We start from the raw sequence: 16,634 nt of genomic DNA on the forward strand, positions 1-16,634 counted from the left end.
GGTTTTCCAGTCGAAACCGGCCTGTGATCGACTCGCGCGATTACTCTTCGTCCTCGTCGGCACCCGCCGAGAGGTCGGCGTCGGGGTCGCGCTCTAGAGCAGGTGGGACGTCGTGGTGGTCGGAGTAGCCGTCGAACCAGCGAGCGATGCGCTCGATGCGGTCGACGACGTGTGCGGGTTCGCCCGAACGGGAGAGTTCGTGACCCTCTCGTGGGTAGCGCACGAGACGGGTATCGACGTCGTACTTCTTCAGTCCGAGGTAGAACAGTTCGGCGGTGTTCGCGGGCGTGCGGTAGTCACGGTCGGAGTGTACCACGAGCGTCGGGGTCGTCACGTCGGGGACGTGGGCCACGGGCGACCGCTCCCAGAGGAAGTCGGGTTCCTCCCACGGGAGCGTATCGAAGTCGCCCTCGACGAGCATGAACGCGTCCGTCGAGCCGTAGAAGCCGGTGAGGTCGTAGACGCCGCGCTGGCTGACTGCGCCGGCGAAGCGATCGGTCTGGCCGACCGTCCAGGCGGTCATGAAGCCGCCGAAGCTACCGCCGGTGACGAACTGGTTGTCCGTGTCGACGTACTCGCGCTCGCAGACCTCGTCGACGCCGGCCAGCACGTCGGTGAGCGTGACCTCTCCCCAGTCGCGCTCGATCGCCATCGCGTGCTCCTCGCCGTAGCCCGTCGATCCCCGCGGGTTCGACCAGAAGACGACGTAACCGCGGGCGGCGAGCGTCTGGAACTCGTGCCACATCGTCCCCGCGGTCGTCCACTGGACGTGGGGACCACCGTGGATCTCGACGACCAGCGGGTAGGTCTCGTCGGGGTCGAAGTCCGGCGGCGTCAGCACCCACCCCTGGACTGGCCCCTGCTCGCTTTCGAACCATAGCTCTTCGGGCTGGGAAACCGCCCGTTCGTTCAGGTAGTCGGCGTTGACGCGGGTCAGCCGGGTGACCTCGTTGCCGCCGCGCGTCGAGAGGAAGACGTCGCCCGGGTGGTCCCACTCGCTCTGGACGTACGCGATTGCGTTCTCACCGACCGAGAAGCCCTCGACGGTGACGCCCTCGCCGTAGATCGTCCGCGGATCGTCGCTCGCATCGCCCGGCACCGAGTGGACGACGATCGAACCCTCGTCGGGCGTCGAGAAGTACAGCAGGTCCTCGTCCGGCCCCCACTCGAAGCTGCCCTTGTAGCCGAACGTCCTGTCAAGCGACTCGGTGGGGATCACTTCTTCCTCGCGCTCGCGGTCGTAGACCGCGATCTCGGTCTGGCGGAGCGAGAACTTCTCCTCGGGCGTGTACGGGTAGGCCACGCGGCCGTCGGCGGTCGCATCGAGCATCGAAACCCCGCCCGTCGTCTGGGTGACGATCTCGGCGTCGCCGTCGCCCTCGAGGTCGTGTGCGTAGATGTCGAAGGTGATCGAGTCGTCCGGCCGATCGCCTTTCGACGCGTAGTAGACGGTCTCGGCGTCGCCCCACGTCGGCGCGACGTAGTCGGCGTCGCCGTCGGTGAGCCGTTCGATCCCGGCGTCGTCGCCCTCGAGTGCGGCCTCGACGTCGAGGACGTAGACGTGGCTTCGCCGCCCGTCGAAGTACTCCTGGTGGGCGCGGTAGATCATCCGGTCGATCACGCGGGGATCGGGCTCGTCGGGTTCGTACTCCGGGTCGACGGCGAGGTCGCGCTCTTGCTCGCGGTCGTCGGCGCTGACTCGCTGGGTGAAACAGAGCCGGGAGCCGTCGGGGCTCCACTCGAGGTCGGCGACGCCGCCGACCACGGTCGTCAGCTGCCGGGCTTCGCCGCCGTCGGTAGAGAGGAGCCACAGCTGTGGCCGATCGTCGTCGTCGCCACGCGTGCTGACAAACGCGAGTCGGTCGCCCGAGGGACTCCAGCGCGGTTCGCCGTCGACGCCCTCGGCGACGGTGAACTGCCGTGGCTGGCCGCCGCCGACGGGGACGACGTACACCGTCGCCTCGTAGGACTCGTCGTCGTCGGGAGTCTTGCGGACGAACGCGACGCGTTCGCCGTCGGGTGCGACCTGGGGATCCTCGACCTGAACGAGGTCGCGATGATCGCGAGCTTCGATGCGGTTCATGACCAGTATCATCGTTCATAGGGGAGTATATGTTTCGATCCGAAAACGGTTATTTATTTCAATGTATAACGGCCAACAGTGATGAATTGTCAACCGATGCCGAATAGTAATACGAATTTTAAAAGTATATACGCAGTCGGTACAGATTCAACCACATGGTATCTTCCGTCAACAGACGCAAACTGCTCAAAGCGGCGGGTGTCGCAGGTATTACCGCGATCGCCGGCTGTCTCGGCGGCGACGGCGACGGCGGCGACGGCGACGGCGGCGACAGTTCGCAACTCTCCTGGCACGCGGGCGGGCAAAGCGGGACGTACTACCCGCTCTCGAACGAGTTCAAGAGCATCGTCGACGAAAACACCGATTACTCGCTGCAGGTCCAGTCGACCGGCGCGAGTGTCGCCAACGTCGGCAGCCTCGGTCGCGAGGAGGCCGACTTCGCGCTGATCCAGAACGACGTCGGCTACTTCGCGGCCAACGGGACCGGCCTCGAGGAGTTCGAAGGAGAACCGGTCGAGAACCTCCGCGGGGTCGCGACGCTGTACCCCGAGACGATCCACATCGTCACGCAGGCCGACTCGGGAATCTCCTCCATTCAGGACCTCGAGGGGACGACGATCAACACCGGCGACCTGGGTAGCGGGACGCAGGTCAACGCCCTGCAGATTCTCGAGTCGGTCGGAATCACGACCGACGATTTCGAAGAACAGAACTCCGGGTTCTCCTCGGCGTCCGACCAGATCAAAGACGGCGACATCGACGCGGCGTTCGTCGTCGGCGGCTGGCCCGTCGGCGCGATCGAGGACCTCGCGACGACGTCGGACATCTCGCTGGTCGAAGTTCCGGAAGACGTCCGCGAAGACATCAAATCGGACGCGGAGTGGTTCGCCGACGACACCATCCCCGGCGGCCAGTACGGCGGCATCGACGAGGACGTCGAGACCGTCTCCGTGCAGGCGATGATCGCCACGCACACCGGCGTCGACGAGACCGTCGTCGAGGAGGTTACGGCGGCGATCTTCGACAACGTCGACGAGCTGTCGACCAAGGCCGACTTCATCAGCGTCGACTCCGCACAGGAAGGTATGTCGATCGAGCTGCACGCTGGCGCTGACGCCTACTTCAACTAACCGACGTCAGCTCCCGACAGCATCGATCGTGTTTCGACTATCGCGGCAACGGCTGGCTGTTGTACTCCTCGTCGTGCTCGTAGCGGGCAGTGTCGTCGGTACGACGGCGTATGCGACCGAGTCGACCGACCGAACGGTCGTCGTCGCCGACGCCGACTCCGGCGAACGGTTGCTCGAGGTGCCCGTCGAGAACGGGACGGAGGTGACGCTTTCGTACACCCACAGCGTGGAGAAAACGCCCGTCAAAGACGTCTACGTCGTCGATGGAGATCGACTCCGAATGGTCAGAATGGAGTTCAACTCCTACGGCGCGGGACTCCCTGCGAGGGCGGACGTCGAACAGACCGGCGACGGGCTCGTAACCAGGGTCGACAAACCGACCGAACGGCTCTACGTCGCCCCGAGACCCGTTCCGGGCCACGAACTCGTCGTCGGCGACGACCGGTACGATCTGGTCGCACTTGGCGACGACGTCGACAGCGTCGCCATCTTCGTCGACGGCGGACTCTTCGACGGAATCGTTACCGAGGTACGTACTGCGGTGGGTGGAGACGAGACGAACCAATGATATCCGACATCTAATATGAGTGTAGAGACCGACACGGACGCAATCTCCGACGAAGAACGAGAAGAGATCCTGCAGGAGGTCGAGCGACAACGATCGCTTCGCGGACCCGCGGCAATCGCAGTCGCGCTCGTCGGGCTCGCCTTCTCGGCGTTCCAGATGTGGCTCGCCGCCCGCGGGTTCACCTTCGAGATACCGATCCCGTTCGGGGAGCCCTACCGGCTCGGCCAGCTCCAGAAGCTCCAGCTCAACGCGATCCACGTCTCGTTCGCGCTCGTGATCGCGTTCCTCCTCTTTCCGCCGACCCGCGGCGACGGCCCCGTCGCCCGCCGGCTCGGCCGACTCGAGCCCGTCGCTCGCGATCGGTTCGGTACCGATCACGTCCTGACGCGCGTCGTCGAACGGCTCGGCGACGGCGTCCGCTGGTTCGCCGTGGATCGAGAGATGGAGCGGGTGACGCCCTTCGACCTCGTGTTGATCGTGCTCTCGGTCGTTCCGACCACCTACATCGTGACCGAGTTCGACGAGGTCCGAGAGACGGCCGTCTTCGGACTCGCTAGCGTACGGCCGATCCAGGAGGTCTACCCGGTACTCGAGCCGATCGTGTCGGTCGTCGCCGCCGTCGGCGTGCCACTCGACGAGATTTCCTACGCCTTCCTGCTCGGCATCGTCGGCGTTCTGGTCGTCCTCGAGGCGACCCGTCGGGCGCTCGGACTGCTGCTCACGTCGCTGATCGCGGCGTTTCTCGCCTACGCCCGCTGGGGGTACGTCATCCCCGCCGACTCGCCCATCGGCGCGCTTGCGATCCCGCCGTCCGGGTGGGACAGCATCGTCCGGAACATGTGGTACACGACCGAAACCGGCGTCTTCGGGACGCCGGTCGACGTCAGCGTTCGGTTCATCTACATCTTCATCCTCTTTGGCGCGTTCCTCGAGATGAGCGGGGCCGGCAAGTGGTTCATCGACCTCGCGTACTCGCTGACGGGGACCCGCAAGGGCGGCCCCGCGAAAGCCAGCGTCGTCTCGAGTGGCTTCATGGGGATGCTGTCGGGTTCGTCGATCGCCAACACGGTGACGACGGGGGCGTTCACGATCCCGCTGATGAAACGCTCGGGGTACTCGCGGGAGTTCTCGGGTGCAGTCGAGGCGTCTGCCTCCTCGGGTGGGCAGATCCTGCCGCCCGTGATGGGCGCGGCGGCGTTCCTGATCGTCGAACTGACCGGGACGCCCTACCCCGACGTGATCACCGCGGCCGCGCTCCCGGCGATCGCGTTCTTCTTCGGGATGTGGGTCATGGTCCACTTCGAGGCCGCCCGCGGCGGCATCGGTGGGCTCTCGCGAAGCGAACTGCCGGACGTCCGCTCGCACTTCCTGCAGGGCTGGTTCTACCTACTGCCGCTCGTGCTCCTGCTGTACTTCCTGATCGGTCTTCGCCTCTCGATCAACCGCGCCGGCTGGTACACGATCGTCACGATCGTTGCGCTCATCGCCGTCATCGCGGCGTACGACGAACGAAACCGCGTACCGTTGCTCGGCACGATCGGCGTTCTCGCGCTCGCACAGCTGGGTGCTTACGCGACCTACGGCGTCGGCCTCGTCGACGCACTCGGCGTGCTGGCCGGGATCGACGCCGGTGGTGATCCGCTCTCGCTCGATGCCGCCGCGACTGCCGCCGTCTCCGACCTCGGGACTATCGCGATTCTCGTGAGCGTCGCGTTCATGCTCGCCCGGCCGAACCGCGATGCGCCGCTGCTCGAGCTCGACGACGCGGTCGACGAGAGCGCGGCGAACGGCGCTGCTGCGCTCGGACGGCCGGATCTGGCCGACAACACGGCGTTCCAGTTCGGGAGTTTTATCCTGAAGTCGATGGCCTCCGGCGCGCGGACGGCGACGACGGTCGTCATCGCCGTCGCCGCGGCGGGCATCATCCCCGGCGTCATCAGCGTCTCCGGACTCGGACCGAACCTCACGCAACTCATCACGACGGTCAGCGGCGATTCGATGCTCCTGTTGATGGTCATGGCAGGGGTCGCCGCGATCATCTTCGGGATGGGGATGCCGACGACCGTCATGTACATCATCCTGGTCGCGATGCTCGGCCCCGCCCTCGAGAGCCTGGGCGTCGTGGTGCTGGCCGCACACCTGTACATCCTCTACTTCGGGCTGATGGCCGACGTCACGCCCCCGGTCGCGGTCGCGGCGTTCGCCGCCGCCGGCGTCGCCAAAGCCGACGAGTTCGGCACGGCGGCGATCGCCTTCCTGCTCTCGCTGAACAAGATCCTCGTCCCGTTCGCGTTCGTCTTCTCGCCGGGCATCCTGTTGATCCAGCCGACCGAAAACGGGTTCGACATGGTCGGTCTGGCGGAACTCACCGACCTCGGCTACGCCGTCCCCGAGGTCCTCATCCCGATCGTCGGGATGTTCCTCGGCATCTACACGCTCGGCATCGCGATCATCGGCTACCAGTACGCGACCGTCGACGGCCTCGAGCGAGTGCTGTTCTCGCTGTCGTCGATCTTCCTCATGGTGCCGGACATCCCGCTGCGGATCCTCGAGGGGGCGCTCGGCCTCGCCGGAGCCGAACTTGGGCTGACCGCGTTCGTCTTCACCGTCTCGCTTCGCGCCGTCGGCCTCGCGCTGCTCGCCGGACTGACCAGTCGCAACCGCCGCCAGTCGCCAAAAGCCGAGACGGAAGAAGCGACGACGGTTGCGCCAGGCGACGCCTGATACGGGCTGTTGTCCCTGTCTTCCGCAGCGACCGCCCGAGGAGACGCGGTCGCTGCCGGACGGACGTACAGCGGTCCGGACGACGATCACTCGAGGTCGGCCCGGCCGCTCGTCGCACTCCTGATGCGGTCGCGAAACGTCTCCGCCTCCGCCGTGGGAACGCGCACGTCGAACGACACCGCCTCCTCGTACGCTGCGTCGAACTCGTAGCCCTCGCTCTCGAGGATCCCCCGGACGGTGCCGGAGTCGTCGTACGCGACGGTGATCGAGACGCGCTCGTGGGGGCGTTCCTCGACGACGCCGGCCTCGTCGACGGCCTCCTTGACCGCGCGGGAGTACGCCCGGACGAGTCCGCCCACGCCGAGGTTCGTCCCGCCGTAGTAGCGGGTGACGACGACGGCCACGTTCTCGAGGTCACGCCCCTGGAGGACGTTCAGCGCGGGTTTGCCGGCGGAGCCGGAGGGCTCGCCCTCGTCGCTCGAGTACTCCCGCAGGAGGTCGCCGTCGGCGTCGGCCCGCACCCGGTAGGCGGGAACGTTGTGGGTCGCGTCGTCGTACTCCGCGTTTACGGCGTCGACGAACGTCTCTGCCGCCTCGACCGACTCGACGGGCCGCACGTGGCCGATGAACTCCGAGCCCTGCACGACGAAGCTCGCGGTGGCCGGCTCGGCGACGGTGTGGTACGTTCGGTTCACGGCCGTTCACCACGTCTGCACCGCGTGTACTCCATGGCGGCGGTACTCTCGCCGGCGAAAAGAGTACGTCGGTCCGACGCCCGCCGATACCGTCGCACGCGAGGTCGAAGCCACCACCGACGATCCGGGGCGACACTACCGTTATACTCTCTCGGCGCGGAGAGACAGCGACTTCGATGAGCCTCGACGCACTGTTCCCGCTCACGCCCGTCCTCGATCGTCTCCGTCGGGTGTCGTCGATCACGGTCGGCCCGGACACGGGGTCGACCGACGTCACGATCACCGCACTTCGCGAGGAGAACCTGCTCGAGGCGGCAGCCGTCCTCTCGGCCGCACTCGCCACCGAGACGTTCACGGAGACGACGTTTCACGACCGCGACGGGCGGTTCGATCGTGCCCTGCGTCGGATCGTCGAACTCCGCCTGCGAACGTACCTCGAGGTCGGCCAGCCCGTCTTCGTCGCGACCGTCGACGACCGGGTCGTCGGCGTGGCGATCGTCGATCGGCCGGGATTTCGCCCCTCTCGGTTGCGACTCGTACGGTCGCTCGTCGCCCGGTTGCCGTCGACGCTCAGACTGCTCGGACGGGCCGACTGGCCGGGCTGGTACCGCGTCTACCGGACGGCGACGCCGCCAGAGGTGTTACCGACGGCCACCTACACGCTCGAGGCGATCGGAATCGACCCCGACTGGCGTGGCAGGGGGATCGGCCGGTCGTTGCTCGAGGCCGTCCAGAACCTCGTCGACCGCGATCCCGGTACGTCGGGGGTGTACCTCGCGACGACGGACGACCTGAACCGGGACGTCTACCGCCAGTTCGGCTACGAAACGGTGGCGACGAAACGCGTCGACGGCAGCTGCGTCTACCACATGTTCCGGCCGACCGACGCTCGCGAGTCGGCCGTCTGAACGAGCCGAGGAGAGTACAGACGAGGAGAGTAAGGGCATCGAAACGCTCGTCGAGCCACGAACCGCCCACGCTACGTGCGCGCGGTCACTGCAACTCGATCTTGCGGACGAACTCGAGATCCCGGAGTTCGGTGATGAGTTCGCCCGGCAGGTCCTGGTCCGTGACGAGATACAGCCGCGGGTCGTCGGTGAACTCGGGATCTTCGCTGATCGTCTGGCGAATCGAGACGTCGTGTTCGGCGAGCAAGCCGGTGACGGAAGCGACGATCCCCTTCTGGTCCGGATCCTCGACCGCGATCGTGAGCACCGTCAGGTCGAGCACCGGCGCGAGGTCCATCAGACTCGGCACCTGCGAGATGTTCTGGAAGATGCGCCTGAGTTCGGGATCCTCGAGGATGACGTCCGTCGTCGAGTCGACCACGCGTCGGTCGACGTCGATCTCCCGGGCGATGCCGGTGTTTGGAATTTCGATACCGCCGGAGACGACTCTGCCCTCGTCGTTGACCGAAAAGCCCCGCTCGAGTAGCAACCGAATGACGGCCTGCTGACTCGGCGACCCCTCGAACTTCTCCATGATCTCGTCGAACATCCGTTGGAGCCACTACGCACGCTAGCGTATAATGGTCGGTGTTCGACGATCGACGGCGTCTGACGGACGTTTTTTTACTCCCAAACGAGATCGATCCGGCATGCGCGCACTCCAGAGCTGCGACTTCTGTGGATCCGAGGCAGTCGGCACCTTCGAGGTCGTCCCCGCCGAACTCGAGCCGAGCGAAGACGAACAGCGTCGCGTCGTCCTCTGTCCAGACTGTCGGGACCGACTCGAGACGCTTCTCGAGCCGCTGCTCGCCCGTGTCGACGGAAGCGTGGACGTGGCGAACGCCGGCGGCGACGCGAACGAGACGGTCGCCGCGACGACCGACGGACGGACGCGCGGTCACGAGCGTCAGCAGCGTCCAGCCACAGGCGGTTCCGAAGACGAATCCGATACCGGCGTCACGATCACGACTCGAGAGATCACGCAGACGACGGACACCGATGCGGACGAAACGAGCCTCGAGAGCGTCGACTCGAGCGAACCGACCGCGCCGTCGTCGGGCGACGAGACGGGAGACGACGGACGAAGCGACGACGCAACCGACGAGCAGACGACGACTCGAGCGGCCGCCGGTCGACGTGAAACTGGAACCGACGCCACGGAGTCCGCGCGACCGCCACGCGCCTACAGCAAGGTCGTGCGCCTGCTTCGCAACCGCGAGTTCCCGATGGAGCGGACGGCCGTCGAGGAACTCGCCGCCGGCGCGTACGACCTCGAGAGCCACGAGGCCGAGGCGATCGTCGACCACGCGATCGACGACGGCGAACTCGTCGAAGAGCGAGGCGTACTCGAGCGGCCCTAGAGTTTCCCTTTCGTACTGGGCGTCCCCTCGCGGCGGTCGTCGATCCGCGTCGCGTCGTCGAGGGTCCGTGCGGTGGCCTTGAACAGCGCCTCGATCTCGTGGTGGGCGTTCTCGCCGACCACGTCGGCGTGCAGCGTCAGCCCGGCGTTTGTCGCCAGCGATCGCAGGAAGTGTTTCGCCATGTGGCTGGTCATCCCACCGACCCGTTCCTGGGAGAAGTCACCGTCGAATCGGAAGACGGGACGTCCGCTGACGTCGACGACGACGCTGGCGACTGCCTCGTCGAGTGGCACCCGGCGGTCGGCAAAGCGGACGATCCCCGATCGATCGCCCAGCGCCTCGTCGAACGCCGTCCCGAGGACGATCGCCACGTCCTCGATCGTGTGGTGGTCGTCGATTTCGAGGTCGCCGTCACACTCGACCGTGAGGTCGAACAGACCGTGTTTGGCGAACGACGTCAGCATGTGATCGAAGAAGCCGATGCCGGTCTCGACGTCTGTCTCGCCGGTCCCGTCGACGTCGAGGGTGAGGTCGATGGTCGTCTCGGCGGTCTCCCGCGAGACGGTCGCGGTTCGCTCGCTCATGGCTAACACGAGGTCAGCGACGGTACAAGGCGATTCCGTTCGCGTGGAAGCCCGAAACTCGACGACTGGACGATTCTATCGAAACGGATTGAAAGGCGGTTATAAAATATCTAGACGGTTCTGAAGCCGTTTCGAAAGGTGGTTATCAGTCGTATACCGAGATGAAACGGGCCGAAACGAGACCAACGTTCGGCCGTTTATATGATACATGGAGAGAATGTCGTGGATAGTTGGAGGTGAGTAGCCGACCGATGCCCAACCACTCCCCGCTCTCGAACGATTCGATCGCACCGTCCAGCCCTGAGACGGAACGCCAGCACGACGGCCGCCGACAACGGCTCGTCCGCTCGGTCAAAGGCCCGATTCAGTTTCTCGGTTTCTGGGTCGCAATCACGCTCCCGTTCGTACACGTCCCCCTCCTCGTGCGCGGACTGGACGAGCCAGGCGTCACAGCCGCGTTCCTCGGCCTGGTCGCAGTGAACCTCCTCGCCCTCTACGCCGGCCACGGCTACAACCAGCCGTAACGTTCGTCGCCCCGGAGGATTTTCGTCGCTCGCGACCATTTCGTCGGTCGATGCAGATTCGCGTCGACTGGCGCTCGAGCTGTAGCCTCACGGGGACGGTCCTGAAGTGGTTCGCAGTCCCGCTTTCGGTCCCGCTCGCTCTGGCCGTCTACGACGGCGACGATCCCGTCCCGTTCGTCGCCGCGATCGCCGTCACGATCGCCATCGGATACGGCCTCGAGCAGTTGCGCGCCGACCGCCAGCTCCGCCAGCGCGAGGCGTTCCTGATGGTCGCGCTGACCTGGCTGTCCGTCGCAGTCGTCGGCGCGGTGCCGTTCGTCCTCGCCGGCAACGGCGTCCTGGCCCACCCCGTCAACGCCCTCTTCGAGAGCACGAGCGGGATCACGACCACCGGGGCGACGGTTATCGAAGACTTCGGGGCCCACCCGCGGGCGATCATGCTGTGGCGACAGCTCCTCCAGTGGCTCGGCGGCCTCGGCATCCTGATCATCGCGATCGGGCTGCTCTCGAACCTGATGGTCGGCGGTGCCCAGCTGATGGAGACCGAAACCCAGACCAAAAGCGTCCGGAAGCTCCGGCCGGAGATCGACGACACCGCGCGGCTCATCTGGGGGCTGTACGTCGGCCTTACGGCACTCGCCGTGGCGACGTTCTACCTGCTGTACCTCCTCGGACTCGCACCCAACATGACCTTCTTCAACGCCGTCGCCCACGCGCTCACGAGCGTCTCGACCGCCGGCTTCTCGCCCGAAGCCGAGAGCATCGGCGCGTTCTCGCCGGCCGCACAGTGGGCGATCGTCCCCTTCATGATCGTGGGGGCGACGAACTTCATCCTGCTGTACTACGTCACGCTGGGTGAGTACCGCCGTCCGCTCGAGAACGAGGAGTTTCGCTTCTACCTCGCCGTCCTGGCGTTTTTCGGCGGGGTCGTCGTCGCCATCCTCGCACTCGAGGGTGACTTCGGCGGCCGACTCGAGCCGACGCTCCGACACGGGGTGTTCAACGTCGTCTCGATGGTGACGACGACCGGCTACGCGTCGACGAACTTCGACCTCTGGGGCCCCGGCGCGAAACACGTCCTCTTTCTGTGTATGTTCCTCGGCGGGATGGCCGGCAGCACCACGTGTTCGATCAAACTGCTGCGGTGGCTCGTGATACTCAAGAGCTTTCGGCGGGACTTTTTCACCTCGGTCCACCCGGAGGCCGTCCGTCCGCTCCGGCTCAGCGGCGACGTCGTCGACGAGGGGACCGTCCGGGACGTCTTCTCGTACGTCATGCTCGCGATGGTCATCTTCTTTCTGCTGACCGTGTTCGTCGTCGTCGACGCCGCTCGAGTCGGAACGACGGTCACGGAGTTCGAGGCGCTGAGCGCGGCCGCGTCGATCTTCCTCAACATCGGTCCCGCGTTCGGAGCCGCCGGGCCCTACGACAACTACCTCGTGTTCCCGACGAGCACCCGCTTCGTGATGGTGCTCATGATGTGGATTGGCCGGATCGAGATCGTCCCCGTACTCGTCTTGCTGACGCCGGCGTACTGGCGGTCGTGAACCGATCGCCCGTGTCGGGCCGTCGCGTTCGAGGCTGGATATGTGGCCCACCCGTCGCCGGTCGCGGTGAGTCTCGGCGAGCATCGACGAGCCGCCTGCCCTTCCCCGGGTCACACGACTCTCGCGTCGCTCGAGCCGTGCTCCCGGCCGGTTCTCTTGTCGTCGTTCGCGAGTCGGTTACTCCTCGACTGCCGCCTGTGCCTCCTCGAGCGTGAACGCCCCCTCGTAGAGCGCGCTGCCGACGACGACCGCGGCTGCGCCCGCCTCGTTCAGGTTCTGGACGTCCTCGAGCGTCGCCACGCCGCCGCTGGCGATCACCGGGACGTCGGTCGCCTCGACCAGGTCGCGGACGGGGTCGGTCGCGACGCCCTCGAGTCGCCCCTCGACGTCGACGTTGGTAAAGAGGATCGCGGCGGCACCGAGGTCCTCGTAGCGTTCGGCGGCCTCGACGGGCGAGATGCCAGCGCCCTCGGTCCAGCCCTCGACGACGACCTCCCCGTCTTTCGCGTCCAGGCTGACGACGACGCTGTCGGGCCGCTGGTCGCTGATTTCGGCGACGATCTCGGGGTTCTCGACCGCCGCCGTGCCGAGGATGACGCGGTCGACGCCCCGCTCGAGCAAGTCGAGGGCGTCTTCGACCGTGCGGATGCCACCGCCGAGTTGCGTCGGGACGTCGACGGCGTCGACGACCGCGTCGATCGCGTCGGCGTTGATCCGCTCGCCCTCGAACGCGCCGTCGAGGTCGACGAGGTGGAGCGTCCGCGCGCCCGCGTCGATCCACCGACGGGCGGCCTCGACCGGATCGCCGTAGCGTTTCTCGGTGCCGCGTTCGCCCTGGACCAGTTGCACGACCTCGCCGTCCTGTACGTCGACCGCCGGGATCACCTCGAACGCCTCGTTCATGGTCGTGAGAGCGGGGGCGACTCGAGTAAAGGCGACGGTTCCGGCCGGCCACCGGATGGCGTCACTCGAGAGGGGGAATCGACCGTCACGGTCGGGACACTGTCTACGTTCCGTGGAGAACTATTACATGTTTGTGCGGTGGCCGGTTTCCTATGGCGGCGTGGGTCCTCCTGGAACCGTCTCCTGATACTCCCGGACAACGGTCAGTGCACACTCGGTCGCGTCTCGACGGCTGTCGGCAGCGACGACAGCGTCTCGAGTGCGATCGATGTCTGAACCGTGTTCTCCGGCAGTATGAGCCGATCACCGAGTCGGTTGCGACCGACGAGTACCAGCTGCTCGAGGAGGGGTCATGGTCGGCAGCGTGAGAGAACTCGCGTTCGCACTCGCGATACAGACGCCGTTACAGGCGACGGAGACGCCAGCGCTCACGACCGACGTACTCGTCGTCTTCGCGATCATCGCCGTCGCCGTCGTCCTCTTCGTCACGCAGCCGGTTCCCCTCGACGTGACCGCGCTGGGGGTCATCGTCGCCCTCGTCGTCCTCGAGCCCTGGACGACGATCTCGCCCGACGACGGAATCGTCGGCTTCGCGAACTCGGCGACGATCACGGTGTTGATGATGTTCGTTCTCAGCGAAGGGGTGCGACGGACGGGCGCGGTCCAGTTGCTCGCCGAGCAGCTGGCGACGTTCGCCGGCGACGACGAGCGCCGCCAGCTCGGCTCCGTCATCGGTGTCTCCGGTCTCTCGGCGGGATTCGTCAACAACACGCCCGTCGTGGCGCTGATGATCCCCGTCGCGGACGAACTCGCCCAGCGGACGAACACGTCGCCGTCGCGGCTCCTCATCCCGATCTCCTACGCCTCGATGCTCGGCGGCATGCTCACGCTCATCGGCACCTCGACGAACCTGCTCGCCAGCGGCATCGTCGCCCGCCCGGAGTACCTCGGCCGCCAGTTCACCATGTTCGAGTTCACCGCACTCGGCGTCCTCGTGCTCGTTGCCGGCTCGATCTACCTGCTCGTCGTCACGCCGTACCTGTTGCCCGAGCGGATCGAACCCCGCGAGGAGCTGACCGACGAGTTCGACCTCGCCTCCTACCTCACCGAGGTCGTCATCCCCGAGGGCTCGCCGCTGGTCGAGCGGACGGTCCGCGAGGCGCTTTCCGACGTCGACGTCGACCTCGAGGCGGTCACGCTCGTCCGCGACACAGACGTCTTCGGCGCGTCGATCGGAGAGAAAGAGCTGGTCGCCGGCGACGTGCTCGTCGTTCGAACCGGTCGCGAGGCCGTCCTCGACGTGACCGAGGTCGAGGGGCTCGAACTGCTGGCTCGACTCGACCTCGGCGACGCCGACCTCGAGACCCGCGGGGACGAACGGGCGACTCCGCAGTCGCTCGCCGAGGTGATCGTCGCACCCGACGGCGGGCTCGTCGGGCAGACGCTCGCGAGTTCGAACTTTCGGGAGCGCTACGACGCGACGGTGCTCGCGGTCCGACGCGGTCCGGAAGTCGTCCACGCGCGCATGGACCAGCGGCCGCTGCGGGCTGGCGACACGCTGCTCGTCCAGACGAGCACGGAGGCGCTCGAGCGACTCGCCGACAACCGGGACGTCATCGTCGCCGGGGACGTCACGCGGCCGACCTATCGGCGGTCGAAACTGCCGCTCGCGCTCGCGATCGTCGCCGGCGTGGTCGCGATCGCCGCCCTCGAGATCTACCCGATCCTCGTCACCTCGATCGCGGGGGCGGTCGCGATGGTGGTGACCGGCGTCCTCGAGCCCGGCGAGATCTACGGCGCGGTCGACTGGGGCGTGATCTTCCTGCTCGCGGGACTGATCCCGCTCGGGCTGGCCATGGAGCGGACCGGGGCGGCGGCGTTCCTCGCAGGACTTGCCGTCTCGGGAGCCGGCGGCCTGAACACGATCGTCGTGCTCGGGCTATTCTACCTCTTTACGGCCGTCCTGACCGAGCTGTTGAGCAACAACGCGAGCGTCGTGTTGATGATCCCGGTGGCGTTCGACGCGGCGGTCCGGATCGGTGCGGAACCGTACTCGTTCGTCCTCGCGGTCGTCTTCGCCGCGAGTACGCCCCTGCTCTCGCCCGTCGGCTACCAGACCAACCTGATGGTGTACGGCCCCGGCGGCTACGAGTTCACCGACTTCGCTCGAGTCGGCGCGCCGTTGCAACTCATCTTGACCGTCGTGACGACGCTCGGGATCGTCGCGATCTGGGGTGTGTAGCCGTCCTTGCCCGTCCGCCTCCCTTCGAGAAATAGGCGCGTTTTTAGGGGAGAGAGCCGTGATCGCAAGACGTGACGGAAGTACTGCTGCTCGTGGGAATTCTCGTCGCGGTCTTCGTCGGATACAACATCGGCGGTGCGACGACGGGGCCAGCGTTCGGACCGGCGGTCGGCGCGAAGGTGATCACGAAGCTCTTCGCGGCGGCGTTGATGTCCGTGTTCTTCTTTCTCGGCGCGATCACGATCGGTCCGCAGGTCGTCGACACGCTCGGCACCGAACTCGTCACCGACACTGCGGTGTTTACGATGCGGTCGAACGTCGCCGTCCTCTTTTTCATCGGCGGGGCGTTGTTTCTCGGCAACTACGCCGGCGTTCCGGCCTCGACGTCGATGACGGCCGTGGGCGCGATCTCGGCGCTCGGCCTGGCGACGGGCGAACTCAACTGGGCCATCCTCGGCCGTATCGTCGCGTGGTGGATCGTCGCCCCCGTCGTCGGCTTCTGGGTGTCGGGCGTCATCGGCCGGTACTTCTACCCACGGCTCAACGCCTGGATCGCGATCGAGCAGGACCCCGACCGCGAGGATCCGATGGTGACGGTCACGACGAACGGCGGTATCCCGACGATCGCGACGTCGGACGACCTCGGACGGCGGAAGACCATCGGCGCCGCCGTCGTCGTCGTGATCGGCTGTCTGATGGCCTTCTCGTCGGGCACGAGCAACATCGCGAACGCGATCGCGCCGATCTACGGCACCGGCGACGTCGACATGGTCACGCTGATTCTCATCGGCTCCGCAGCGGTCGCCGTCGGCGCGTTCACGATCGCCCGTCGCACGCTCGATACCCTCGGCAACGACATCACGAACCTGCCGCTGACGGCTGCAATCGTCGTCGCGGTCGTCAGTTCGGCGATCGTCATCACTCTCTCGTGGCTCGGCATCCCGGCGAGTTTCGTCATCATCGCCACGATGAGCATCGTCGGTCTCGGATGGGGGCGAGCGACGCGGACGACGACCCTTCCCGGCGCGGCCAGAGGCGAGGAGACGACAGTCTCGGTCGGCTCACTGACCGCCGAAGAGGAGGGCGAAACCCCGCCAGAGATCGGCGAAGAGAGCGTCGAGGACATTCCGCGGGGCTCCGACCTGTTCGACCCGTCGACGACCGCCCGGGTCATCCTCATGCAGAACGTCGTGCCGGTCGTCTCGACCGTCGGCGCGTTCCTCACGTTCCGGTTTGTCCCCCTCTTCTGAAAGACGGGCCGATCAACCGCCGAACCGTCTCGAGAACCGAGAGCGAAAAGGCAATCCACCGGGAGAGGTAACGACG

General features: G+C 66.4%; 14 protein-coding genes. 9 read left to right on the top strand and 5 right to left on the bottom strand.

Annotation, left to right across the window (positions count from 1 at the left end; all coding sequences use genetic code 11):
• Positions 1-40 precede the first annotated feature (40 nt).
• Entirely contained in the window at positions 41-2,083 is a 2,043-nt protein-coding gene (locus MU558_RS06615) for a S9 family peptidase (RefSeq protein WP_246973139.1), read from the bottom strand.
• Between the two features lie 155 nt (positions 2,084-2,238).
• Between MU558_RS06615 and MU558_RS06620 the strand changes: the two genes are divergently transcribed.
• The 3 genes from MU558_RS06620 to MU558_RS06630 are packed head-to-tail and all read left to right on the top strand — an operon-like array spanning position 2,239 to position 6,505.
• Entirely contained in the window at positions 2,239-3,213 is a 975-nt protein-coding gene (locus MU558_RS06620) for a TAXI family TRAP transporter solute-binding subunit (protein ID WP_246973141.1), read from the top strand.
• A 28-nt stretch (positions 3,214-3,241) separates the two neighbouring features.
• On the top strand, positions 3,242-3,781 hold the full coding sequence (locus tag MU558_RS06625; protein ID WP_246973143.1) for a DUF1850 domain-containing protein: 540 nt from the start codon (positions 3,242-3,244) through the stop codon (positions 3,779-3,781).
• Positions 3,782-3,796: 15 nt separating this feature from the next.
• The gene (locus MU558_RS06630; RefSeq protein WP_246973145.1) at positions 3,797-6,505 is read left to right on the top strand and encodes a TRAP transporter permease; all 2,709 of its coding nucleotides are present in this window, start codon (positions 3,797-3,799) and stop codon (positions 6,503-6,505) included.
• Between the two features lie 86 nt (positions 6,506-6,591).
• On the opposite strand, the gene MU558_RS06635 is transcribed toward MU558_RS06630, so the two are convergent.
• Entirely contained in the window at positions 6,592-7,200 is a 609-nt protein-coding gene (locus tag MU558_RS06635) for an IMPACT family protein (protein ID WP_246973147.1), read from the bottom strand.
• A 176-nt stretch (positions 7,201-7,376) separates the two neighbouring features.
• Between MU558_RS06635 and MU558_RS06640 the strand changes: the two genes are divergently transcribed.
• A complete protein-coding gene (locus tag MU558_RS06640; protein ID WP_246973149.1) occupies positions 7,377-8,108 on the top strand; it encodes a GNAT family N-acetyltransferase in 732 nt (243 codons plus the stop codon).
• Between the two features lie 85 nt (positions 8,109-8,193).
• On the opposite strand, the gene trpY is transcribed toward MU558_RS06640, so the two are convergent.
• On the bottom strand, positions 8,194-8,697 hold the full coding sequence (gene trpY, locus MU558_RS06645) for a TrpY family transcription regulator (protein ID WP_246973152.1): 504 nt from the start codon (positions 8,695-8,697) through the stop codon (positions 8,194-8,196).
• A 100-nt stretch (positions 8,698-8,797) separates the two neighbouring features.
• Between trpY and MU558_RS06650 the strand changes: the two genes are divergently transcribed.
• Positions 8,798-9,508, top strand: a complete 711-nt coding sequence (locus tag MU558_RS06650; protein ID WP_246973155.1) for a hypothetical protein — start codon at positions 8,798-8,800, stop codon at positions 9,506-9,508.
• On the opposite strand, the gene hisB is transcribed toward MU558_RS06650, so the two are convergent.
• Positions 9,505-10,092: an imidazoleglycerol-phosphate dehydratase HisB gene (gene hisB, locus MU558_RS06655; RefSeq protein WP_246973160.1), complete on the bottom strand. Its 588-nt coding sequence runs from the start codon at positions 10,090-10,092 to the stop codon at positions 9,505-9,507. The two genes, MU558_RS06650 and hisB, sit on opposite strands and share 4 nt — an antisense overlap.
• A gap of 251 nt (positions 10,093-10,343) precedes the next feature.
• Between hisB and MU558_RS06660 the strand changes: the two genes are divergently transcribed.
• Both MU558_RS06660 and MU558_RS06665 read left to right on the top strand, forming a co-directional pair.
• Complete coding sequence (locus MU558_RS06660; protein ID WP_246974853.1) at positions 10,344-10,616, top strand: DUF8028 family protein; 273 nt, start codon at positions 10,344-10,346, stop codon at positions 10,614-10,616.
• Positions 10,617-10,666: 50 nt separating this feature from the next.
• Entirely contained in the window at positions 10,667-12,163 is a 1,497-nt protein-coding gene (locus tag MU558_RS06665) for a TrkH family potassium uptake protein (protein ID WP_246973162.1), read from the top strand.
• A 177-nt stretch (positions 12,164-12,340) separates the two neighbouring features.
• Here the strand turns inward: MU558_RS06665 and hisA are convergent, their stop codons facing one another.
• Positions 12,341-13,066: a 1-(5-phosphoribosyl)-5-[(5-phosphoribosylamino)methylideneamino]imidazole-4-carboxamide isomerase gene (hisA, locus tag MU558_RS06670; RefSeq protein WP_246973164.1), complete on the bottom strand. Its 726-nt coding sequence runs from the start codon at positions 13,064-13,066 to the stop codon at positions 12,341-12,343.
• A gap of 352 nt (positions 13,067-13,418) precedes the next feature.
• Here hisA and MU558_RS06675 point away from each other — a divergent pair, with 352 nt between their 5' ends.
• On the top strand, positions 13,419-15,308 hold the full coding sequence (locus MU558_RS06675) for an SLC13 family permease (RefSeq protein ID WP_246973167.1): 1,890 nt from the start codon (positions 13,419-13,421) through the stop codon (positions 15,306-15,308).
• A 71-nt stretch (positions 15,309-15,379) separates the two neighbouring features.
• The gene (locus MU558_RS06680) at positions 15,380-16,558 is read left to right on the top strand and encodes an inorganic phosphate transporter (RefSeq protein ID WP_246973169.1); all 1,179 of its coding nucleotides are present in this window, start codon (positions 15,380-15,382) and stop codon (positions 16,556-16,558) included.
• Positions 16,559-16,634: the final 76 nt, after the last annotated feature.

This window comes from Natribaculum luteum (assembly GCF_023008545.1).
Lineage (GTDB): Archaea > Halobacteriota > Halobacteria > Halobacteriales > Natrialbaceae > Natribaculum > Natribaculum luteum.